The 24,393-nt window shown below is 44.4% G+C and carries 19 protein-coding genes; 3 read left to right on the forward strand and 16 right to left on the reverse strand.

Going from position 1 to position 24,393, the window contains the following annotated elements; genetic code table 11:
• Positions 1-71: 71 nt before the first annotated feature.
• From rlmH to AB5706_RS20590, 13 genes are all read right to left on the reverse strand, one after another.
• A complete protein-coding gene (gene rlmH / locus AB5706_RS20530; RefSeq protein WP_173718688.1) occupies positions 72-551 on the reverse strand; it encodes a 23S rRNA (pseudouridine(1915)-N(3))-methyltransferase RlmH in 480 nt (159 codons plus the stop codon).
• Positions 552-854, reverse strand: coding sequence for a Dabb family protein (locus AB5706_RS20535; protein ID WP_173770882.1), 303 nt, complete (start codon positions 852-854; stop codon positions 552-554). It lies immediately after the preceding gene.
• Between the two features lie 266 nt (positions 855-1,120).
• The gene (locus tag AB5706_RS20540; RefSeq protein ID WP_173718686.1) at positions 1,121-4,282 is read right to left on the reverse strand and encodes an FtsK/SpoIIIE family DNA translocase; all 3,162 of its coding nucleotides are present in this window, start codon (positions 4,280-4,282) and stop codon (positions 1,121-1,123) included.
• A gap of 70 nt (positions 4,283-4,352) precedes the next feature.
• Positions 4,353-5,228 (reverse strand): undecaprenyl-diphosphate phosphatase, encoded by an 876-nt coding sequence (locus AB5706_RS20545; RefSeq protein WP_118578397.1) that lies wholly within the window; start codon positions 5,226-5,228, stop codon positions 4,353-4,355.
• Between the two features lie 280 nt (positions 5,229-5,508).
• A complete protein-coding gene (gene gltA / locus AB5706_RS20550; RefSeq protein ID WP_173770881.1) occupies positions 5,509-6,906 on the reverse strand; it encodes an NADPH-dependent glutamate synthase in 1,398 nt (465 codons plus the stop codon).
• Positions 6,906-7,793 carry a sulfide/dihydroorotate dehydrogenase-like FAD/NAD-binding protein gene (locus AB5706_RS20555; RefSeq protein WP_118578399.1) on the reverse strand — a complete coding sequence of 296 codons (888 nt, stop codon included), beginning with the start codon at positions 7,791-7,793 and terminating at the stop codon, positions 6,906-6,908. The genes gltA and AB5706_RS20555 overlap by 1 nt, the downstream gene beginning before the upstream one ends.
• A 199-nt stretch (positions 7,794-7,992) precedes the next feature.
• Positions 7,993-8,727, reverse strand: a complete 735-nt coding sequence (locus tag AB5706_RS20560) for a ClpP family protease (protein WP_118578400.1) — start codon at positions 8,725-8,727, stop codon at positions 7,993-7,995.
• 53 nt (positions 8,728-8,780) lie between these two features.
• Complete coding sequence (locus AB5706_RS20565; protein ID WP_118578401.1) at positions 8,781-9,509, reverse strand: YebC/PmpR family DNA-binding transcriptional regulator; 729 nt, start codon at positions 9,507-9,509, stop codon at positions 8,781-8,783.
• Positions 9,479-10,834: a hemolysin family protein gene (locus AB5706_RS20570; protein WP_173715577.1), complete on the reverse strand. Its 1,356-nt coding sequence runs from the start codon at positions 10,832-10,834 to the stop codon at positions 9,479-9,481. The genes AB5706_RS20565 and AB5706_RS20570 overlap by 31 nt, the downstream gene beginning before the upstream one ends.
• A gap of 159 nt (positions 10,835-10,993) precedes the next feature.
• On the reverse strand, positions 10,994-11,344 hold the full coding sequence (locus AB5706_RS20575; protein WP_021926628.1) for a type II toxin-antitoxin system PemK/MazF family toxin: 351 nt from the start codon (positions 11,342-11,344) through the stop codon (positions 10,994-10,996).
• Positions 11,345-11,481: 137 nt separating this feature from the next.
• The gene (gene alr / locus AB5706_RS20580; RefSeq protein ID WP_173770880.1) at positions 11,482-12,648 is read right to left on the reverse strand and encodes an alanine racemase; all 1,167 of its coding nucleotides are present in this window, start codon (positions 12,646-12,648) and stop codon (positions 11,482-11,484) included.
• Positions 12,649-12,722: 74 nt separating this feature from the next.
• On the reverse strand, positions 12,723-14,279 hold the full coding sequence (locus tag AB5706_RS20585; protein ID WP_173770879.1) for an NAD(P)H-hydrate dehydratase: 1,557 nt from the start codon (positions 14,277-14,279) through the stop codon (positions 12,723-12,725).
• Positions 14,280-14,358: 79 nt separating this feature from the next.
• Positions 14,359-15,012 (reverse strand): redox-sensing transcriptional repressor Rex, encoded by a 654-nt coding sequence (locus tag AB5706_RS20590; RefSeq protein WP_173715574.1) that lies wholly within the window; start codon positions 15,010-15,012, stop codon positions 14,359-14,361.
• A 278-nt stretch (positions 15,013-15,290) separates the two neighbouring features.
• Between AB5706_RS20590 and abc-f the strand changes: the two genes are divergently transcribed.
• A complete protein-coding gene (gene abc-f / locus AB5706_RS20595) occupies positions 15,291-17,204 on the forward strand; it encodes a ribosomal protection-like ABC-F family protein (protein WP_173770878.1) in 1,914 nt (637 codons plus the stop codon).
• A gap of 152 nt (positions 17,205-17,356) precedes the next feature.
• On the opposite strand, the gene AB5706_RS20600 is transcribed toward abc-f, so the two are convergent.
• The 3 genes from AB5706_RS20600 to AB5706_RS20610 all read right to left on the reverse strand — a co-directional run bounded on the left by AB5706_RS20600 (position 17,357) and on the right by AB5706_RS20610 (position 21,021).
• On the reverse strand, positions 17,357-18,562 hold the full coding sequence (locus AB5706_RS20600) for an NADP-dependent isocitrate dehydrogenase (RefSeq protein WP_173770877.1): 1,206 nt from the start codon (positions 18,560-18,562) through the stop codon (positions 17,357-17,359).
• A 54-nt stretch (positions 18,563-18,616) separates the two neighbouring features.
• Entirely contained in the window at positions 18,617-19,987 is a 1,371-nt protein-coding gene (locus AB5706_RS20605) for a 2-isopropylmalate synthase (RefSeq protein WP_373131965.1), read from the reverse strand.
• A gap of 197 nt (positions 19,988-20,184) precedes the next feature.
• Entirely contained in the window at positions 20,185-21,021 is an 837-nt protein-coding gene (locus AB5706_RS20610) for a S8 family peptidase (RefSeq protein WP_368366300.1), read from the reverse strand.
• Between the two features lie 241 nt (positions 21,022-21,262).
• On the opposite strand from AB5706_RS20610, the gene AB5706_RS20615 reads away from it, so the two are divergent.
• Positions 21,263-22,549: a chloride channel protein gene (locus AB5706_RS20615; RefSeq protein ID WP_173770875.1), complete on the forward strand. Its 1,287-nt coding sequence runs from the start codon at positions 21,263-21,265 to the stop codon at positions 22,547-22,549.
• A gap of 270 nt (positions 22,550-22,819) precedes the next feature.
• A complete protein-coding gene (locus AB5706_RS20620) occupies positions 22,820-24,196 on the forward strand; it encodes an NCS2 family permease (protein ID WP_173770874.1) in 1,377 nt (458 codons plus the stop codon).
• Positions 24,197-24,393 lie beyond the last annotated feature (197 nt).

Consider the following 24,393-nt stretch of genomic DNA (forward strand, 5'->3'; position numbering starts at 1 on the left):
CATGCTCTAACATCTGGGAGTTCTTGTGTCTGTAATTATCATTTATGGAACTTTACAAAAATGAAATCTCATTATTTATGATAAGGCTCATGATTCATAATCCGATATCCCCTGTAAATTTGTTCCAACAGAATCATCTGCATCAATTGATGCGGAAACGTCATTCTTGAAAAACTGAGCTTATAATCTGCCCGTTTCAAAACAGCATCAGAAAGCCCAAGTGATCCTCCGATCACAAAGGCAATGCTGCTTTTTCCCTGAACGCCTAATCTGGCAATCAGGTCAGAAAGCTCTACAGAATCCAGCATTTTACCCTCTATAGCAAGTGTAATCACATAATCTGTATCGCGAATATGGCTAAGAAGCCGATTGCCCTCCGTCTCTTTGATCTGACGGTTCAGCGCATCGGAAGCTTTATCCGGAGTCTTCTCATCTGGCACCTGGATAAAATTCAACTTACAGTAGCGGCCAAGGCGCTTGGCGTACTCTGCAATTCCGTCATTCAGGTATTTCTCTTTAATTTTTCCAACTGTGATAATACGAATTTCCATTTACACCTCAAAGTCCATTGCTACACGGTCGCATACATTTGGTCTTACGTAAGTGTCCGCAACATGAACATGATTCGGATTTACTACATAGGCAGCCAGTGCCTCAGCGCTCTCCAGCTCAGTGATCAGGCACAAATCACGTGTGCTGGATGGAAGAAGGTCTGTAACAACCTCTGCCTTAATGAGCCCTGGCACAACACCAACCAGACCTTCAAGATGTTCTTTGATCTGTGCTTTTAATTCAGGCTTCTTCTCCTCAGGAATCTCTTCTTTAAATGACCACATTACCATATGTTTTACCATTTTTATTGTCTCCTTTACATATATTTTCTTAACTGTTATACCAATTTATATAAATGATATGAGTGTCAAAAGGTCTTTTGACACTCATTTGATACCCGGATTGCTACGCAGCTACGCTGCTCCCGCAATCCTCCAAATATTCGAAATCCGCTGATTTACTTCGTAAATCGCTACTTTCTCATATTTGGCGTGTCCCAAGTTCAAAAGCCTTATCGTGCAAGCACGAACGGCTTTTTGACCTTTTGACACTGGTATCATATAAATTTTTACAAATGCTCTTCCACATAAGTCTGGAACTCATCCATACTCATCAGTACCTTACGCGGCTTCGTACCTTCTTCAGTACCTACTACCCCAGCGTCACAGAGCTGATCCATAATACGGGCTGCGCGGTTAAATCCAATCTTATACATTCTCTGCAGCATACCGATGGAAGCCTTTTCCTTCTCAATAATGAACTTACCCGCCTGCTCGAAATAGACATCTCGCTCATTGCCGCCAGAGCTTCCGCCAGCTGTAAGAACCGCATTGTTCATCTGCTGTTCAATCTTATTGTCGTAATCTGTCCGTGGATTTTTATCTGCAAGGAAATCCACAATATTGCTGACTTCGTCATCTGAAACAAAGGCTCCCTGCAGTCTGGCAGGCTTCTGGTAGCCCTGCGGATAAAACAGCATATCTCCTTTACCAAGAAGCTTCTCTGCGCCGTTCATATCCAGAATGGTTCTGGAGTCCACACCGGAAGTGACAGCAAAGGCAATACGTGACGGCATGTTCGCCTTAATAAGACCGGTAATAACATTGACAGACGGTCTCTGGGTAGCAATAACCAGATGGATGCCTGCAGCACGGGCCAGCTGGGCCAGACGACAAATAGCGTCCTCCACATCCCCTGGTGCAACCATCATAAGGTCTGCAAGCTCATCTACGATAATGACGATCTGACACATTTTCTCAGGGCGCTGCTCTCCCTCCGGGAACTTCATCTTCTCAATCTTGCGGTTAAACTCTTCCAGATTTCGTACCCCATACTCTGCAAAAGTATTGTAACGGTTACTCATCTCATTTACTGCCCAGTTCAGAGCCCCCGCAGCTTTCTTCGGATCTGTGACAACCGGAATGAACAGATGCGGGATACCATTATAAACACTAAGCTCTACCACTTTCGGGTCAATCATGATCAGCTTAACCTCGTCTGGCTTGGCTTTATATAAAATACTGATAATAAGTGTATTGATACAAACAGATTTACCAGATCCGGTGGAACCTGCGATCAGAAGGTGGGGCATCTTGGCAATATCTGCCACGATCGTCTTACCCTCAATATCTTTACCAGCAGCAAAAGCCAGCTTGGATTTGGCATTCATAAACTCCGGGCTCTGGATCAGATCACGGAGCATAACCGCACTGTGTTCTTTATTTGGTACCTCGATACCTACAGCTGCTTTACCCGGGATCGGAGCTTCGATACGGATATCCGGCGCGGCAAGATTCAGCTTGATATCATCAGAGAGACCTACGATCTTGCTTACCTTTACACCCATTTCCGGCTGCAGCTCATACCTGGTAACTGTAGGTCCGCAGCTTACGTTTGTAACCTTGGCATTTACTCCGAAATTATACAGGATTTCCTGTAATTTCTGAGCTGTCTTTCGAAGATGGGAATCAGAATCTCCCTGGGATTTCCCATTTCCACGTTTCAGAAGATTCACAGGCGGATACTGATATTCCTTTTTCACCGCCGCTTCCTGGGTTTTGATCTCATGCTGGATATTTACAATTCCGTTGGCAATCTCCTGCCTGGAAGACTTAGGATTCTTCGCCGACTGACGGGAAGTAGTTTCATCCGAAACTCCATTCCCCGCTGCCATTTCGTCAGAAGCTTCAGAAGAGTGGAAGCCAGAAGTTGCCGGAGATCCATGGGCAGCGCCACCTGCTGCGCCAGAAGTATCTCTCGTCAAAGCAACTGCATTCTGCATGGTAGCCATAGCTTCATTAAAATCCACTCCATCATAACTGTTTTCTTCTTCCTCTGCCTCAGCTGGTTGGTCACTGCTAACTGGATTTTTCATATAGACAGTACCGTCCTCTTCCGTGGTATCCTTTTCCATAGAATATGACGGTACAGGATCATCTTGTCCAGAGGAGGCGCTCGTATTCAGATCTGGCTCGTCTGACTGCTCTGGCTCAGAACGGTGAATTGCAAACTGCAGCTGTGTTTCCTCCTGTGATGATCTGTCATCAATTGACAGATCATCATCCTGGACCCGATACTCACTGATATCCACATACTTTCCTGTATTAATCGGAAGATTCTGAGCAGAAGCACTCTCGGAAAATTCTCCATTCACTGTAGTCATATTCTCCAGTGATCCTGCATCTCCCGGATTCATGGCATTCTCTGGATTTAAAGGAAATTCCTGATCCACAGATTCCCCGCTTTCCTCGGAATTTCTATCTTCAAATAAATCTGTCCCTGCAAGAAAGCTTGTAGAATCCAGGTTTTCTCCTCTTCTGCCCCGGGCCTGGTTATTTCCACGCATTCTCATCCGGGAATTTGCCCTGGAATCATTTCCAGCTGTCCTGGAAGCCTTTTTCCCTTTCTGTTTGGCTGCCTTTTTCTCAAAACGGGATGGTTCTTCCACCATATCTGAAGTAATCCCTTCTTCGGCAAGTGCAGCTTCCAGCTCCTGCATCCTTTTCTCACGGCGCTCCTGGGCTGCCAGCTGGCGCTGCTGGACTTTCAGCTGCTTCTTCAGCTGACGCTCCGGTGCTCCCTCCTGATAGAGCGCCTGCTGCCCCTTCACAGCTTCCAGGATCTTATCATAAATCTTATACAAAAATCCCAGGAAAGAATGCTGCGTGATCAGGATCAAACATACAAGGATCACAAGTACAATGATCACATAAGCACCGATGGTTCCAAATGCGGAGATTGTAGAAATACAGATTGCGCCTCCAATGGCTCCGCCACCAGTACGATACTCAGAACTGATCCTGTAATATTCTGCAAGAGTTGTACTCTCTGTATAGCCTTCTGTAAAAAGCTGTGCCAGTCCACAGCAGATCAGAAACAGAACTGCGGCGGCGGCTGTTTTTTTATAAGCAAGCACATTTCCCTTATTGGAGATCAGAAATGCTGCCATAATAAAAAGTACAACGGGAAAAATATAAGCCATCAGTCCCATTACTCCCATGAGTACCTTGCTGATGCTTCCTCCGACATTTCCACCAAGTCCGACACAACTTACCATAAGAATGATCGCTGCCGCCATCAGCACCAGAAGTATGATTTCCGTCTGAAAGCCGCTGGATATTGACTGCTTTCCTGCTGTATTCTTTTTAGACTGGGTACGTGCGGAAGATTTTTTCTTCGCGGATGTACCACGTTTGGTTGTTGATTTCTTCGGCGTATTAGACGCTGCCATTAAAAAGTTCCCCCTTCATCAGGCAAATTTGTAACCGATCCGTGTTTCTGTAAGCTTTCCTGCCGGACAGTTATGCAAAATTGCTAATAAGCGCTATGGCTCCTGCCACAAAACAGTAAAATGCGAAATAGCGCAGTTTCGCATGCTGCAAAATGCGGAGCAGATTGCGTATCATAAAATATCCAACTACTCCCGCCACGATCATACCAAAGACATAGGTAAATCCAAGAGACACACTCATCTTTGGCGTGGTAAACTGTCCAAGCTCCAGAAAAAGAGAGCCTAGAACTGCCGGAATGCTGATAAGATAAGAATATTTCACTGCAAATTTCCTGCTGAAACCGCATAATAAGCCTGCACAAATCGTCATTCCACATCTGGATATACCTGGAAATACGGAAATCCCCTGACAAATTCCAATCCACATGGCATTGTCATAAGTCACATCTTTCGGTGTCTTGATTCCACCGATATTACTGAGGTCTGTCACAAGAAGAAACACTCCTGTCACAAGGATACATGCTCCTGGAAGAAGCGGGGAAATCGCCGCTCTTGTCACCAGTCTTCTGCAAATGTATCCAAGCAATGCTGTGGGAATAAATGATACAGCCATAATCGCTGTAAATTTACGGTATGTTCCGTGCACCACTCTGGCATAGTGGAGATTCTCACCGGTTTTCCTGTTGTGAAAATAGATATTTACATTCCCGATTATATCCATGATCATGCCCAGAAGCTCCTCTCCGATCCGGCGAAGATCCTCATGGAATGCAAAAAAAACTGCCACCATCGTGCCTATGTGAAGAAGCACTTCAAAAAGGACTGCAGTGTTTCGTGTAATTCCCATTGCATTTTCTATGGCTGCCAGATGTCCGAAACTGCTCACAGGAAGAAACTCCGTGATCCCCTGAACAATTCCTAATAAAATCGCCTGTAAAACTGACATATTCAATATTTCCTTTTCTTTGGGATAAGACGGGCCGCGAAAACCCGTCAAGCGTACCTATTATACCACAAAGCAGGCAAAGATACAACTTTAATCGAACGACTGTTTTGTCTGTGGGGCGTGAGATTGCAGGAATTATTTTTCAAACACGCTCTAATATATAGAAAAAACCCTGCCTGAGATTTCAAACCGAAATCCCAGACAGGGAACTCACACCTTCTTACTTCTCAGCAAAAAAGTGCATATTATTTGTTACTGTCCATTTTGCGGCCAGCAGCTTTTATTTTGCATATTTGCTTTTGATATACTCATCGATACCGCGTGCACCTGCTTTACCTGCTCCCATAGCAAGGATAACAGTTGCAGCACCTGTAACAGCATCTCCACCAGCATATACGCCTTCTTTTGAAGTCTTACCAAACTCTTCGTCAGCAATGATACATTTTCTCTTGTTTACATCAAGGCCGATAGTTGTGGAAGAGATCAGCGGGTTCGGGCTTGTACCAAGGGACATGATAACAGTATCAACGTCGATGGTAAACTCAGAACCAGGAATCTCAACAGGGCGTCTTCTTCCGGAAGCGTCCGGCTCGCCAAGCTCCATACGGATACATTTAATACCGGTTACCCAGTCTTTGTCATCTGTAAGGATCTCAACAGGATTGCAGAGAAGATCAAACTGTACGCCCTCTTCTTTTGCGTGATGAACTTCCTCTTTACGTGCAGGCAGCTCTGCTTCTGAACGACGATAAATAATATGTACCTCTGCGCCAAGACGAAGTGCAGTTCTTGCAGCGTCCATAGCAACGTTACCACCACCAACAACAGCAACCTTCTTGCCATGTGCGATCGGAGTATCATAATCCTCACGGAATGCTTTCATAAGGTTGTTACGTGTCAGGTACTCGTTAGCGGAGAATACACCGTTAGCCTGCTCACCCGGGATTCCCATGAACATAGGAAGTCCGGCACCGGATCCGATAAATACAGCCTCAAAGCCCTCATCTTTAAGAAGCTCGTCGATTGTTACGGATTTACCAATGATAACGTTGGTCTCAATCTTAACACCCAGAGATTTTACGTTTTCAACCTCTGCTGCAACTACTTTGTCTTTTGGAAGACGGAATTCCGGAATACCATAAACAAGAACTCCACCAGCTTTATGAAGTGCCTCGAAGATTGTTACATCGTAACCCATCTTTGCAAGATCTCCGGCGCAGGTAAGTCCGGAAGGACCGGAACCGATCACTGCAACTTTATGTCCGTTCCTCTGTGCAGCCGGAACTGGTTTGATACCATTCTCCTTCGCCCAGTCAGCAACGAAACGCTCCAGTTTACCAATGGAAACAGCTTCCCCTTTCAGACCGCGGATACATTTACCCTCGCACTGTGTCTCCTGAGGACATACACGTCCGCAAACAGCCGGAAGAGCACTGGACTCACCGATGATCTGGTAAGCTTTTTCAAAGTTTCCTTCTTTTACTTCATGAACGAAGCCTGGGATATTGATAGATACCGGGCATCCTTCCATACATTTTGCTTTCTTACAGCCAAGGCATCTGTTTGCTTCTTCCATTGCCTCTTCTTTATTGTAACCAAGGCAAACCTCTTCAAAGTTAGTAGCACGAACCTTAGGAGCCTGCTCTCTGACTGGTACTTTCTTTAATACATCTGCCATTATTTGTCACCTCCACAATGTCCGCATCCGCCGTGATGGGTATCGCCTTCCTGAAGCTTCAGAAGAGCACGTCCCTCTTCGGTCTTATACATCTGCTGTCTCTTCATGGCAAGGTCGAAATCAACTTTATGTCCATCAAATTCCGGTCCGTCTACGCAGGCAAATTTCACTTCGCCGCCAACCATTAAACGACAGGCTCCGCACATACCGGTTCCGTCTACCATGATCGGGTTCATGCTGACAACTGTAGGAATGTTCAGTTCTTTTGTTAACAGGCAGACAAATTTCATCATGATCATCGGTCCGATTGCAACGCAGAGATCATACTCTTTGCCCTGATTCTGCACAAGGTCACGAAGTACATCTGTACCCATACCTTTACGTACATAAGAACCATCATCTGTAGTAACATACAGATTACATACTTCTTTCATCTTGTCCTCAAGAATAAGGAGATCCTTTGTCTTGGCACCAACGATCGCATCAGCGGTAATGCCATGCTCGTGAAGCCATTTCACCTGAGGATATACAGGAGCTGTACCAACACCACCTGCTACGAAAACGATTTTTTTCTTCTTAAGCTCTTCGAGATCTTCATGGCAAAGCTCAGATGGCTGTCCCAGAGGTCCAACAAAATCTTCGAAGTAATCGCCTGCTTTCAGCTGGGCCATTCTGGTTGTTGAAGCACCAGCCGGCTGGAAAACGATTGTTACAGTACCTTTCTCTGCATCATAGTCGCAGATTGTAAGCGGAATTCTCTCTCCTACTTCGTCCATTTTCACGATGACGAACTGGCCAGGCAGACAATGCTTAGCCACACGAGGAGCTTCCACATCCATAAGAAAAACATTTGCAGAAAGTTTCTCTGCGTTGAGTATCTTATACATAGTTCCCTCCTGAAGTACTATATTTGTTGCTGCTCACTCCGCGGGCAGTAACCTATATTTAACCGTCACTTCATGTATATGTCCGCTGTATGGACACTTGTGTCGGTCATATCCTATAACACTATAGCACAAAAAGACAGGTTAGTAAAATAAAATTCTCCTGTTTTTCTTATATTTTTTCCAAAAAATGTATAATTTTTCATTTTTCAGGGGATTTGCTTTTCTCTTTCCCAATTAAATCATATAATTTCCCAAGAGCTTCTTTCATTCCTCCAACTTCATCGATTAGACCTTCTTTCACTGCCTCCGGACCTTCTAACATAGTTCCCACATCTTTTACCAGCTGCGTAGTGTCCAGCATTAGTTCTTCCAGTCTTTCCTGGGACATGTGAGTGTGACTGGAAATGAAGGTGGTGATCCGGTCCTGGATTTTCTCCATGTTGCGGTAGGACTGGGCGACGCCAATAAACATGCCATTTGTGCGAACAGGGTGGATCACCATGGTGGCACTGGGAACTACAAAAGAATAATCTGCAGATACAGCCATGGGAACACCAATGGAGTGACCGCCTCCAAGTACCAGGGACACTGTGGGCACGCTTAAAGAGGCGATCATCTCTGCAATGGCAAGACCAGCTTCCACGTCACCGCCCACAGTATTAAGCAAAACCAGAAGCCCGTCCACAGACTTGTCATCCTCGATCATGGCAAGCTTTGGCAAAACATGCTCATATTTGGTAGTTTTGCTGTGAGACGGCGCCGATTCGTGCCCCTCTACCTCACCGATGATCGTCAGAAGTTCCACTTTGTATTTATTGGAATTCTCATTTAAAATAACCTGTCCCATATCACGGATCTGCTTATTTTGCTGTTCTTCTTTTTCTACAGATTCTTTTTTTTCACTTTCTGCTTCATTATCCTCTCTTTGCTGCATAAAAAATACCTCCACACAATCGTATGGAGGTAGTATCTGCAAATCTGATTAAATTATTCGTCCCAGTTATGCCATACATCTGTTACATCGTCGTCATCATCCAGAAGATCAAGGATTCTCTGGATATCCTTAAGGGATTTCTCATCTGTCAGTTCAACAGTTGTCTGCGGGATCATGGCAACCTGTGCCTCAAGAAGCGGAACACCTGCGGCCTCAAGAGCCTCGCGTACTGCACCTAAATCATCCGGAGCAGTGAGAACTTCATAGCTGTCCTCTTCTTCGTTGAAATCCTCAGCACCTGCATCAAGAGCGGTCATCATCAGTTCGTCAGCGTCCATCTCGCACTCTTCCTTGTCGATGATGATCTGACCCTTCTGATCGAACATATAGGATACACAGCCCTGGGTTCCAATGCTTCCGTTACCCTTTGTAAAAGCGTTTCTTACGTTGCTGGCTGTACGGTTCTTGTTATCAGTCAGAGTCTCAACGATGATGGCAACACCATTCGGACCATATCCTTCGTATACAGCTTTCTCATAACTGTCTGCGGAATCAGCACCGGCTGCTTTCTTAATACCACGCTCAATGGTATCGTTTGGCATGTTGTTTGCCTTTGCCTTTGCAATAACGTCACGAAGCTTACCATTGTTGTTCGGATCCGGACCACCTGCTTTAACAGCCATTACGATCTCACGACCGATGATGGTAAAGATTTTTCCTTTTTTAGCATCGTTTTTTTCTTTCTTGTGCTTTATGTTTGCGAATTTTGAATGTCCTGACATTTCTTATCCTCTCCTTTTGGTTCTTTTTTTATCTTTTCGGCCCGCACCTTTCCGATGGTTTTGTTGCCAAGGGAAAGAATTCTGAAACGGTAGCCGTTTACAACAATTTCTTTATCCAGATCATCTTCTGTGGGAATATGTCCAAGAAGATTCGTCAGATAACCATTTAAGGTCTCAAATTCCACTTTACCGAAATCAATTCCAAGCTCTTCCGCTACATCTTCCAGATACGCCAGTGCGTCAATGATCACACTGTTATCCTTCTGCGTCCGGAACGTACTGTCGTCTTCATCGTATTCATCCAGAATATCTCCTACGATTTCCTCCAGAATATCTTCCATTGAGACAATTCCTGAAGTCTGTCCATACTCGTCCACTACCACTGCCATATGAATTTTCTTCATCTGCATGGATTTGAAAAGATCACTGATTCCCCTTGTCTCCGGAATAAAAGAAGCTTCTCTGATCAATCCCGGCAGATCCTTAAGGGGTTTGAACTTCGCCCAGGAATTCCTGGTGAGAAATTTCAAAGCATCTTTATAATGAATAATTCCTACTATATTATCTATCGTCTCTCTAAATACAGGATAACGGGAATTTCCTTCCTCAAGCATGGTATCCACAATGGTCTGAAGATTGTCCTCCTCATCAAATGCGATCACATTCTTGCGATGCGTCATAATGTCCTTGGCTTCAGTGTCCGTAAACTCCATGATATTCTGGATCATCTCTGCTTCGTTTTCCTCAATGACACCCTGCTCATGGGCTTCATCTACAATGGAAATGATCTCTTCCTCCGTCACCGGATCCTCTGACTGATTAAAAGCAACACCAAATGGCCTTGCTGCCAGCTTGGCAATAAAGGTTACGCACATAGTAAAAGGATACAGGATCCTGGTAAAAAATCCCACAATCTTCATATACCGATATGCATATTTCTCCGGGTGATAGGTTCCGATTCTCCTGAATGTAAGAATACCAAGAGACGCAAGCAGAATGATCACCAGTGCAAGCACCAGGATCAATGCAGCCAAATGCTTTATGTAGGGATGAAAGGTCTCGGTAGCCCATGGAACGATAAATGCTCCGAAACAGACTCCGGAAGCCATAACAATCAGCGGAATCGCATTGACAAATGAAACAGGATTGTTGATCAGGGAAAGAAGAAAGACTGCTTTCTTATCTCCTTCCTGCGCCCGTTTCTCCACTTCGTTTTCGCTCAGATTGTGCACTGCAGCTGAAAATCCATAAAAAATACCATTCAGCCACAAAAGCAATAATAAAATGACAAAGCCCGCCAGGGGCATACTACTGCCAGATTCCATATATTAAACCTTTGTTCCTCCTAGACAGCGTTACTGCTTATTACCTTCGCAGTAACGAAAACATACTGCTGCTTCCTTATTCCACAGCAGCACGAATGTGCAATTGCGGCAGTCAATGCCGCTGAGACTTTACAACTATATCACTAAAGTTTCTTTTCGTCAAGAGAATGTAAGCTCCAGGCTGATTTCAAGAGCATGGTTCACCTTGTCAAGCATAGGACCGTCCAGGTGACATACTTTATCTTTTAATCTTCTCTTGTCAATGGTGCGAAGCTGTTCTAACAAAATTACAGAATCTTTTTCAATTCCATAGGCCGATGCATCAATCTCAATATGGGTGGGCAGCTTCGCCTTGTTCATTTTGGATGTAATCGCTGCGCAGATCACGGTAGGACTATGTCTGTTGCCTACATCATTCTGAATAATAAGTACCGGTCGGATACCTCCCTGCTCGCTTCCCACCACGGGCCGAAGATCCGCATAAAAAATATCCCCTCTTTTAATTACCACACAATTCACACTCCGTTTTACTTTTACTTTTCTGAAAATAAGTATTTCCAACTTTTTTCATGTGTATACATGTGTGGTATTTTTCCCGCAATTCGTTACGGGTTCTTGCAAAGCAGATAAGGGAAATCTAAATATCCTCAGTCAAAATATGTCAGCTCGCCGCACTCTTTCCCATCTCTGATATAGATCCTTGGCACACGCTTGCTGATATCACATAGAAATTCATAGGAAAAACGGCCTGACAGATCTCCCAGTGTATCTGCACTGATAACCTCATCTCCATCTTTTCCAAGCAGTGTCACTTCATCCCCTGTCTTTACATCCGGGATTTCTGTCACGTCTACCATAAACTGGTCCATACAGACTCTGCCACAGATCGGCGCTTTTTTTCCATGGATCAAAACCCAGCCTTTATTAGAAAGCATTCTTGGGTATCCATCTGCGTATCCAACAGGAATCGTCGCTATCTTTGTAATATGATCTGTCGTGTAGGTTCCACCGTAGCTTACCTGAACCCCCGGCTCCACATCCTTCACGTAGGAAACATGACTCTTCAGTGACATTACAGGTTTCAGCATTACAATGTCTTTTTCCACTTCCTCAGAGGGATAAATTCCATAAATGGTAATTCCTGCACGGACAATGTTCAGGTTGGCTTCCGGTACACGGATTATTCCGGCACTATTGGAACAATGATGCAGTGGAATATGGATTCCATTTTTTTCCAGAAGATCCGCAAAATCAAGATATCGTTTCAGCTGAACCATTGCCGGGGTGCGGTCGTATTCATCTGCTCTTGCAAAGTGAGTGAATAAACCTTCAATTTCCACATTGGGAAGAGCTGCAATTCTGCGGATTTCCTCCAGACTCTCTTCGCTGTCCTTAAATCCGATCCTGGTCATGCCGGTATCCGCAGCCAGATGGATCAGACCTTTTTTGCCTGCTTCTTCAGCAGCTTTGTTAAATTTCCTGGCTGTCTCATAATCACAGACGGCCATGCGCACATCATTTTCGGCAAGTTCCTTATAATATTCTTCAAATACCAGTCCCAGGATCAGAATCGGTCTTGTGATCCCGGCTCTTCGAAGCTGTAATGCCTCCTGGGCTGTAGCTGCAGCAAATCCCCATATATAATCAAATTCCTCAAGCATTCTCGCAATAGGTACTGCACCGTGACCATATGCATCCGCTTTGATTACTGCGATGATCTTTGTTCCCTCTTTTATGTTCTTCTTCATCTGTTCAAAATTATATCTGATTGCATCAAGAGAAATCAATGCTTTGATTCTACTGTATTTTTCCATAACATTTTCCTCGATTTTCTAAATTTATCAGAGCATGCTCCAAAAGGCGTTCTGCAAAATGTACGTCACAATTCTCATCCTTTACTCTGAACTTCTGCCAGTTTCAAAACTTCCGGCAGGGCTTCGATCATATCCTTCGCCGTCATGCCGTGAGATCCTTTTTTCTCTCTGGCAATATCGCCGCAAAGACCATGAATATACACTGCCAGGGCAGCTTTATAGGAAAGCTCCTGTTCTTCCTCACAGCTTAAATACATGCAGAGAACAGCTGCGATAATACCGGAAAGTACATCTCCGCTTCCTGCTGTGGCCATTCCCGAATTACCAGAAAGATTCAGATACAGCTTTTCATTCTGGTCAGTCACTACTGTACATGCGTCTTTCAGTACCAGAACACCGCCACTTTTCTCTGCATATTGATAAGCACGGGCTACAGGGTCTTCCTTTAGTTCTGATACATCCAAGCCGCAAAGACGGCTCATCTCGCCCATGTGGGGTGTGAGAATGGTCTGTTCCCCTAGGAATTTCATCCACTGTGGATGCATTGCCAGAATATTCAGACCATCTGCATCCAGTATAACAGGCTTTCCTGCTTTTGCTCCGTTTTCCAGGAACCAAAGCATTCTTTCCTTTCCTGAGCCTTCTGTTCCAAGCCCTGGACCGATCACCAGCACATCACACCAGTTTAAATTTTTCCTATTGGCTTCCTCATCAAATTCGCTGGTCAGCATTGCCTCAGGCAAAAGGCTCTGTAAAGGAATCCGGTTCTCTTCCACAGTCTGGATCTTCACCATCCCGGCACCTCCATGAAGTGCTGCACTGGCACTCAGGCAGGCTGCTCCGCACATTCCCTTCGAACCCGCTACAAGAAGGACCTTGCCAAATGTTCCTTTATTTCCCCATGGTTTTCTTGCCGGAAGAGTTTTCACGTCAGATTTTTCCATATGCCAGGCAGCCTTGCTTGCAAGCTCACTGCCATCACGGTCCCGGTCATAAATTCCAATATCCGCCACCACAATTCTGCCAGCATAAGCTCTTCCCGGATACAGACAAAGTCCACGTTTTTTATATGCAAATGTTACGGTAAGATCTGCCTCAAAAGCAGTTCCAAGAACAGCTCCCGTATCTCCATGAATGCCAGACGGAATATCCACCGCTACTTTATACGCAGGAGCTTCATTCATATGGTCAATTATCTCTTTGTAATTCCCGGTAATCTCCCTGGAGAGTCCAACGCCGAAAATTCCGTCTACTATAACAGTATATTCATCCCATACAGGGTTATTCATTACCGGTACCTGGTAGCTCATGGCAATATCCCACTGATGTCGGGTTTCTTCTGTCATTTTATCCGGATTTCCTGCAAGATAAATCTCAGAACGAATTCCCGCCAGATGCAGAAGTCTTGCAATGGCAATGCCGTCACCTCCGTTATTGCCAGATCCGCAGACGGTCAGAATCCGTTCTTTTTTCAAATTAGCAGAACCGTTTTTCTTTTCCAGATATTTCCGGATCTCTTCTGCTGTGGCAAGTGCTGCCCTCTCCATGAGAACCAGGGAGGGAACATGCATATTATGAATAGTGCCATGGTCAAGCAGCTTCATCTGACTGCAGGTTACAACTTTTTTCATAAGGCCACTCCTAATGCAAAACTGCCGCCCGGTCTCCTGTAAATCCTTCAGCGAGACAAGCAGCAGTCCTCTTTGACTTTTATTCTTTGTTTTCTTTATGTTCGTTACGATACTGGCTTAAGTTGTAAGACAGTGCCATCAGACTCTCGGACAGATGAACGTTCTCTACGATCACATCCTCCGGGGCGTCAAGATCTGTATGGGCAAAATTCCAGATTGCCTTGATTCCATTGTCAATAAGAACCTTCGCCATCTCCTTGGCCTTATTCTTCGGCAGGGTTAAAATAGCAATCTCCACCTGATTCTCCCTGATAAATTCCGGGAGACTGTTGATCATCCGAATCTCAATCCCGCGAACAGAAATCCCCTCCAGGACCGGGTTTATATCAAAAATTCCAACCAGACGGAAGCCACGTTTTTCGAAGTCTCCATAATTGGCAAGTGCCTGTCCCAGATTACCTGCGCCCAGGATGATCATGGGATGAATGGTGTCCAATCCCAGTATTTTACCAATTTCTGTATAAAGATATTCTACATTATATCCATATCCCTGCTGTCCAAAACCGCCAAAATTATTTAAGTCCTGTCGGATCTGTGAAGCAGTCACATGCATTTTTTTACTCAGGTCGTTGGAAGATATACGTTCCACCTTCTCTTCCATCAGCTCCCCCAGATAGCGATAATATCTTGGCAATCTCTTAATTACCGCCTTTGAGATCTCTTTTGCATCCAAAATGTTCCCCTCCTTGTTTCCGCTGCCTGTATTTTTCCGCTAAAAACGCATCGCGGAACATTACCTGTAAACGGCAGCCCGCGTAACACTATGTCAATTATACCGAAATGTTATTTTCTTGTCAATTAAAGTTGTGCAGAATTACAAATTTTTGCAAATTTTTTTGTGATTTGACAATTATTCTTTCAAAAAATAAATTTTTCAAGTATAATATACTATTGAACATTCTAATAATGCTGTTTCTGTGTATACAGAACCGCCTTTTTAAGGAGGAACTTATGATTTTATCATGTCAGAGCATCTGCAAATCTTTTGGGGAAAAGGTGATCCTGCAGGATGCTTCTTTTCACATAGAAGAACGGGAAAAGGCCGCTCTCATCGGCAATAACGGTGCGGGGAAAACAACTCTTCTTCGTATTATCATGGAGGAGATTTCCGCGGATTCCGGTCAGGTGGTCATTGCCAAGGATAAGAAGATCGGTTATCTGGCCCAGTACCAGGATATCCACGGTCATCACACCATTTACGAAGAACTGATGACCACCAAGCAGTACATTTTGGATATGGAGGACAAGATCCGTTCTCTGGAGCAGGAAATGAAATACGTAGCAGGAGACAAACTTGAGAGCCTGATGAACAGCTACACCCGCCTGACTCACCAGTTTGAGCTGGAAAACGGCTACGCTTATAAAAGTGAAATCGTAGGTGTTTTAAAAGGTCTTGGATTTGAAGAAGAAGACTACGGCAAACAGATTGAGAACCTTTCCGGAGGTCAGAAAACCCGGGTTGCACTTGGCAAGCTTCTGATTTCCAAACCGGATATTCTCCTTCTGGACGAGCCTACCAACCATCTGGATATGGAGAGCATTGCATGGCTTGAGACCTATCTTCTCAACTACCCGGGTGCTGTATTTATCGTTTCCCATGACCGTTATTTTCTGGACAAGGTAGTTACCAAGATCGTGGAGATCGAGGCTGCCCAGATGAGAATGTACGAAGGCAACTATTCCGCTTATGCCCTGAAAAAAGCGCAGCTGCGTGACGCCCAGTACAAGGCTTACCTGAACCAGCAAAGAGAGATCAAACATCAGGAGGCTGTTATCACCAAGCTCCGCTCCTTTAACCGTGAGAAATCCATTAAGCGTGCTGAGAGCCGTGTAAAAATGCTGGACAAGATCCAGCGCATTGAGAAACCAATTGAAATTGATAACCAGATGCGTATTTCCTTGGAACCACGTTTTATCAGTGGAAATGATGTACTTACTGTAGAAGGACTTTCCAAGGCTTTCCCAGGACAGACTTTGTTTACAGATATTAATTTTGAAATCAAACGTGGGGAGCGTGTTGCCCTGATTGGCAACAATGGTACTGGTAAGACCACAATTTTGAAGATTCTCAATGGAATTGTGGATGCTGATGCAGGACGCTTTGCCTTGGGTTCCAAGGTTCAGATCGGATACTATGATCAGGAACACCATGTTCTGCATATGGAGAAAACTATTTTCCAGGAGATATCAGACACATATCCGACTCTCACTGAGACTGAAATCCGCAATATGCTGGCTGCTTTTCTTTTTACAGGAGATGATGTGTTTAAGCTGATCTCCTCTCTCTCTGGTGGTGAACGTGGCCGTGTTTCCCTGGCGAAGCTGATGCTCTCAGAAGCCAACTTCCTGATACTGGATGAGCCTACCAACCATCTTGATATTGCATCCAAGGAGATTCTGGAGGAAGCACTGAACAGCTACACAGGAACTGTCCTCTACGTTTCCCATGACCGTTATTTTATTAACCAGACTGCTACCCGCATTATGGATCTGACCAACCAGGCCATTGTCAATTATATCGGTGATTATGATTACTATCTGGAAAAGAAGGATGAGATGACCCGGATTTATGCTCCTGCTCAGGAGACCGCAGCTCAGGAAGTTAAGGAAAACGTCTCTGAAACCAAACTCACCTGGCAGCAGCAGAAAGAGGAACAGGCTCTGAAGAGAAAACGGGAAAATGAGCTGAAGAAAGTGGAAGCACGGATTGAAGAACTGGAAGCAAGGGATAAAGAAATTGATGAAACCATGGTTCTGCCAGATATCTGTACGAATGTGGCAGAATGCACGAAGCTCAGCCGGGAAAAAGCTGCTATAGCAGAAGAACTGGAAGGGCTTTATGAAAAATGGGAGGAGCTGGCATAAATTACCAGTAACCTGTTCTTTTGAGCCTTACATTTCATATTTATTTCAAAAACAGGAACGAATTTCGAATATAAATATCCGAAACCGTTCCTGTTTTTTATAACAATATTAACATTTTTACTTCAAATAACTTTTAAAAGCTGTCTGTTTTATTACATGGCTTCAAGCTTCTCTCTGATTGCAAGAATAAACTCGCGGCTGTTAAGGACTTTTACATTCTTTAAGGAAGTAATCAGTGCCAGGTCTTTGGTCATCTGTCCGCCTTCGATGGTGGAAAGGGTTGCTTTCTCCAGCTTATCTGCGAACTCTATAAGCTCCTGATTCTGATCCAGCTCACCTCTTTTTCTCAGAGCACCGGTCCAGGCGAAGATTGTTGCTACAGAGTTGGTAGAGGTCTCCTCTCCTTTCAGATGACGATAGTAATGTCTCTGTACAGTTCCGTGAGCTGCCTCATACTCATAATATCCATCCGGAGAAACCAGTACAGAAGTCATCATTGCCAGAGAACCAAATGCAGAGGAAATCATGTCACTCATAACATCTCCGTCATAGTTCTTACAGCCCCAGATAAATCCGCCTTCTGCTTTCATTACGCGGGCTACTACATCATCAATCAGACTATAGAAGAACGTAATGTCTGCTGCCTCAAATTTATCCTTAAACTCAGCTTCATAAATATTATGGAATATTTCTTTAAATTTGCCATCGTATGTTTTGGAAATGGTATCCTTGCCGCCAAACCACAGATCCTGTTTCGTATCTAAGGCATAATTAAAGCAGCATCTTGCAAAGCTGGTAATGGATTTGTCCAGGTTATGAACACCCTGGATCACGCCTGGAGTATCAAAGTGATGGATCAGCTCCGTTCTCTCCTCGCCGTCTTCTCCTTTGAATACCAGCATAGCATCTCCTGGTTTGTCAATGTACATCTCGGCATTCTTATATACATCGCCGTAAGCATGACGGGCAATGGTGATAGGTTTCTTCCAGTTCTTCACACATGGCTCGATTCCCTTTACCACAATGGGAGCACGAAAAACAGTTCCATCCAGGATTGCACGAATAGTTCCGTTAGGGCTTTTGTACATTTTCTTCAGATTGTACTCAGACATTCTGGCTTTATTCGGGGTAATGGTGGCACATTTAACAGCAACTCCGTATTTCTTGGTGGCTTCCGCTGCATCTATAGTTACCTGGTCATCAGTCTCATTTCTGTATTCCAGTCCAAGATCATAGTATTCTGTCTTCAGATCAATAAAAGGAAGAAGAAGCTCATCCTTGATCAACTGCCACAGAATTCTGGTCATCTCGTCCCCATCCATCTCAACAAGAGGGGTCTGCATTTGAATTTTACCCATTATTACCTCCTAGTATATGTTTTGTGGTAACTGTGAACTATGTCCGCAGCAACCCTATTTTAACGTAATTCCAAGTCTCTGGCAAGTCTCTGCTACAATTGCTTCAAGTTCTGTATCACAAAGCACAGTAACACGGCCATCCTCATACTGCTGGTCAACCCAGGACTTGATCATCTTTACAAGCTCGCTGTTCTTATCAACCTTCTGGTCGCCCTTCAGGCGATAATGGCTGTCGATCCAGTGTGCGATTCCGGCAGCTCCGGAAGTATTGGAAACGGCAACCTCAACCGGGCGGTTCAGGAATTTCTCGGTATCAAATACATTATAGATTTCCTCATTTTTCAGAAGTCCGTCGGCGTGGATACCAGCTCTTGTTACATTGAAGTTCTTTCCAACGAAGGGAGTTCTTTCCGGTATGTGGTAGCCAATCTCTTTCTCATAGTACTCAGCAAGCTCTGTGATAACCGTTGTATCCATACCACCAAGGTTTCCGCGAAGCTGTGCATATTCAAATACCATTGCCTCAAGAGGTGTATTTCCGGTACGCTCTCCGATACCAAACAAAGAAGTATTAACACCACACGCACCATACAGCCATGCTGTTGTGGAGTTGCTGACTGCCTTATAGAAGTCGTTATGTCCATGCCACTCGATCAGTTCAGAAGGAACGCCTGCATGAACCATAATACCATAAATAATACCAGGTACAGAACGAGGGATCACGGCACCAGGATAGTTAACACCGTAGCCCATGGTATCACAGCAGCGAACCTTAACCGGAATGCCGTACTGCTGGCGAAGCTTCATCAGCTCAAGGCAGAATGGGATAACATAGCCATAAATATCAGCTCGTGTAATGTCTTCAAGATGGCAACGGACAGAAACACCGATTTCCAGACATTCTTTTACAATGCTTAAATAATGCTCCATCGCCTGTTTACGTGTCATTTTCATCTTATAAAAAATATGATAATCGGAACAGCTTACCAGGATACCGGTCTCTCTCATACCCATATCGCGGACAAGCTGGAAGTCCTTCTTATTTGCACGGATCCAGCTGGTAACCTCAGGGAACTCATAGCCTCTCTCCATACATTTCTCAACAGCATCACGGTCTTTCTTACTGTAAAGGAAAAATTCAGAAGCACGAATCCTTCCTTCCGGTCCGCCCAGCTTATGAAGGTAATCATAAATCCTTACGATCTGCTCAGTGCTGTATGGTGCTCTGGACTGCTGGCCATCACGGAATGTCGTATCGGTGATCCAGATGTCATCTGGCATATGATGTGGAACGACTCGGTCGTTGAATGCAATCTTCGGTACTTCAGAATATGGAAAAAGATTTCGGAATACATTGGGAGTTGCAACATCCACAAGCGGATACATATGCTCCTCTAACTGAAGCAGGTTTGTGTGGCGATTCATAGAAACACGTCTGTTTTCCATAGATATTTCCTCCTCATCTCTTGGAACTCTTGCTGTCCATTTTACTCACTTAAAGCGACTTCGTCAAGTGCTTTTATACTGTAAAGTGATAATTCTTTATCAAAGTTTGTGTATTCTTTTTCGTACATTTCTTCAAATCACTTAAGCAGAAATCCTTTTCACACAATTGGCTGCTTTTACATTTTCAGAAACTTTCTGCGGTTAAATTTCCCCCACCCTTGCAGGTTTTGAGGCAGTCCCATATCCTCTGCGCTATTCATCAGCATAGTTTTGATATCCGTATTGGTAAGTGCAGGATTTTTTTCCAAAGCACAGGCAATGGCACCTGTCACCAGAGGCGTAGACATAGAGGTGCCGCTTTTCACACCATAGGAATAAGGTTTTCCAGGCACGCAGGACATGATCTTATTTCCAGGTGCCACAATATCCGGCTTGCACACGCATTCCGCCGTTGGTCCTCTCCCTGAAATAGCACTGCGCCCTTCCAACAAATCGCTGGAGCCCACTGTGATCACTTTTTTGCTGCTTCCCGGAGCTGTGATACTGCTCGGCCTTGGTCCCTGGTTTCCGGCAGCTGTGACCACTACCACTCCTTCATCCCACAGCTGCTCCACACTTTCCAGAAGCCTGGCATGGTTTCTTTTTGAATTACAGGTAGTTCCCACAGAAATATTTACCACCCGGATCCTGTACTGCTGCCTGTTTTCCCGAATCCACCGAAGAGCCCGCAGCACGTCATCCTGACTGCCCGTTCCATAACGGTCAAGCACCTTCAGGGAAATGATTCCGCAGCCAGGTGCTGCGCCTCTGTATTTTCCCATGGAAGCAGTGCCATCTCCTGCCACCAGCCCGGCTACATGGGTGCCATGTCCATTATCGTCATAAGGCCGCCTTTTAAAAGCCAGGAAATCATAAAAAGCCCAGATCCTGCCAGTAAAATCTATATGCTCATAAATCCCGGTATCCAGAATACACACACCGATTCCTTTTCCGGTATAAAAGGATTTTTCCATTATTTTCCCCGATAAAAAGAAACTTATAATAAATTATGTTTCCATTTTCCAATCTGCTTTAAAATTATAGACAATTTTTGAAATTCTCAAAAATTTTTGTCGCTTTTTCTGAGCGTATATAGTATAATGAAAATACGCATAAATTCGTATTTATAAAAGGAATTTTCCAGTAATATCAAACAATTATTTCAGGTGACAAAATGGAGTAAGTCACAACTATACATGAGAGGACGAAAATACTATGGAAAAAGACAACAGGCAGACTCCGGAGGACAAATTTCGCTATTACTCCGGAGCTATCAGACGTGACATGGGGAACCTGCTTAAGTGGCTGCTTCTGGCAGTGGTGGTAGGATGTATAGCGGGAGCTTTCAGTACTTTATTTTCTTTTGTGCTGAAGGCAGTGACCGGTTACCGCAAGGCACATCTGTGGACCTTTTTTCTCTTGCCCCTGTTCGGACTTTGCATCGTATTTCTTTATGAGAAATTCGGAAAAGACGATGGCGGCACGAATCAAGTCCTTTCTACAGTCCGTTCCCAGGATGATGTGCCCTGGAGATCTGGTCCGCTGATTTTTATTTCGACTGCATTGACACATCTTGCCGGTGGTTCAGCAGGACGTGAGGGTGCAGCTATTCAGCTTGGTGGCAGCATTGCCAATCTTCTTGGCAGATGGATCCATCTTGATGAGGAAGACCGTCATGTGATCGTTATGTGTGGTATGAGTGCTGCTTTCTCTGCACTATTTGGCACACCAATGGCTGCAGCTGTTTTTTCCTTGGAAGTGGTCAGTGTAGGGGTTATGTATTATACAGCTCTTATGCCTTGTATGATCGCATCTTTGATCGCATCCCGTTTTGCGGCTGGTATGGGCGTTACGCCAGAAGCTTTTCACGTAGTAAATATTCCTGCACTTTCCCTGGAAACAGGGCTGAAAATGGGCGTGGTAGCCCTTGGATGTGCAGTGATCAGTATTGTCTTCTGTATTATTTTAAATGAGACAGCCAGATTCTACGGCCGGTTTTTTTCTAATAAATATGCACGGGTAGTGGCCGGTGCCGTTCTGGTTATTTTTATTACACTGATTCTTGGAACTACGGACTACATGGGAGCCGGTGCTGAGCTTATTGAGAAAGCAGTGGAGACCGGAGACACCAATTATATGGCTTTCTTCTGGAAAATGCTCCTCACTGCACTGACTATGAAGGCTGGTTTTCGCGGAGGTGAAATCGTTCCGTCTTTCTGCGTAGGCGCCACTTTCGGATGCATGGCAGGACAGCTGATAGGACTTTCTCCCTCCCTTTGCGCAGCCTGCGGAATGGCGGCTGTTTTCTGTGGTGTGACGAACTGCCCGATTACTTCTATTCTGATTGCCTTTGAAATGTTTGGCTTTAAGGGAGTGTCCTTCTATCTGATTGCCGTTTCTATCAGCTATGCAGCTTCTGGATATTATGGGCTGTATAAAGATCAGACGATTGTATATTCTAAATACAAAGCCAAATATATAAATAAACACACAAAGATGTAAGTATAAGTATCGCTGACGTTTATTTTGTAGAAATTGGACGAAAATTATTCTTCCTGAATATGTATCAGCTGCAAAATATACAGACGCTGAAATTTGCAGGAGTCCATGTTGCACGCGTGGCTAGTGTCGTTTTCATGAAATAACTATTTTCATTTACTTATCTGCGGAGTGAAATAGTTATTTACTAAACTGCACCAGGCAACAGACGAGACATTCCTGTAAACTATAAAAAACGGCACTTAAGTGCCGCAAAAAGAAGGGGGTACATTTATGAACCTTGAAAAACTTTTTCACCTGAAGGAAAACCACACTGACGTGAAGACCGAAATCATGGCCGGTATTACCACATTCATGACCATGGCTTACATCCTCGCTGTCAATCCCAACATCCTTTCCGCTGCCGGAATGGACCGGGGTGCAGTCTTTACTGCTACTGCACTTTCATCCTTCATTGCAACCTGCCTGATGGCACTGTTATCCAATTACCCGTTTGTCCTGGCACCTGGTATGGGACTGAATGCATACTTTGCATATACCGTAGTTCTTGGCATGGGTTATTCCTGGCAGCAGGCTCTGGTTGCTGTATTTGTGGAAGGTATCATCTTTATCCTGCTTTCCCTTACTAATGTACGTGAAGCAATTTTTAACTCCATTCCTATGACACTGAAACACGCAGTTTCTGTTGGAATCGGTCTTTTCATCGCATTTATTGGTCTGCAGAATGCAAAGATCGTTGTAAACAATGATTCCACACTGGTAAGCATGTTCTCCTTTAAGGGCTCCATGTCAGATGGTTCTTTCAATTACCTTGGAATCACTGTTCTTCTTGCCTTGATTGGAGTACTTGTTACCGGCATTCTTCTTGTAAAGAATGTAAAAGGTGGTATCCTGTGGGGCATCCTTATTACATGGGCACTTGGAATCCTCTGTCAGTTTGTGGGGCTTTATGTTCCAAATCCGGATGCAGGTTTCTACAGTCTTCTACCGGATTTTTCCAATGGAATTTCCGTACCGAGTATGGCTCCTACCTTTATGAAAATGGATTTCGCAGGAGTTTTCTCACTTGACTTTATCGTTATCATGTTTGCATTCTTATTTGTAGATATGTTTGATACTCTGGGAACTCTGATCGGCGTTGCTTCCAAGGCAAACATGCTGGACAAAGACGGTAAGCTTCCAAAAATCAAAGGTGCTCTTCTTTCCGATGCTGTTGGTACTACTGTAGGTGCTATGTGCGGTACTTCTACTGTTACCACATTTGTTGAGAGCGCTTCCGGTGTTGCAGAGGGCGGACGTACAGGTCTTACTTCACTTGTTTCCGCTATTTTGTTCGCACTTTCCCTGTTCCTTTCCCCGATCTTCCTGGCGATTCCTTCCTTTGCGACAGCTCCGGCTCTGATCGTGGTTGGATTCCTTATGCTGACTTCTGTAACCAAGATCGACTTTGACGACCTTACAGAAGCGATTCCGGCATTTATCGCAATCATTGCAATGCCGTTCCTGTACAGCATTTCCGAAGGTATTGCACTTGGCGTTATCTCTTACGTTATAATCAACGTCTGTACCGGAAAAGCTAAAGACAAAAAGATCAGCCCGCTTATGTATGCTCTGGCTGTTATCTTTGTTCTGAAATATGTGTTCCTGTAAAAACAGAATTGTAAGCGATTGTATTCAGAATTTTCGAAAAAAACAGTATTGTCTATAAACAAACCAGCTGTTTACTTTCGGACTATTTCACCTAAACGGTAATGCTACAGATTAATAATCAATAAAAAAGTGTCTTCGACACTTCAACTCCCCTGCCCCTCAATCTTGAGGGGATAGGGGTTTCTTTTTTTCAACTT

Source organism: Ruminococcus sp. RTP21484sp1_RTP21277st1_D2_RTP21277_210401 (genome assembly GCF_040924225.1).
GTDB classification, from domain to species: Bacteria; Bacillota; Clostridia; order Lachnospirales; family Lachnospiraceae; genus Blautia_A; species Blautia_A faecis.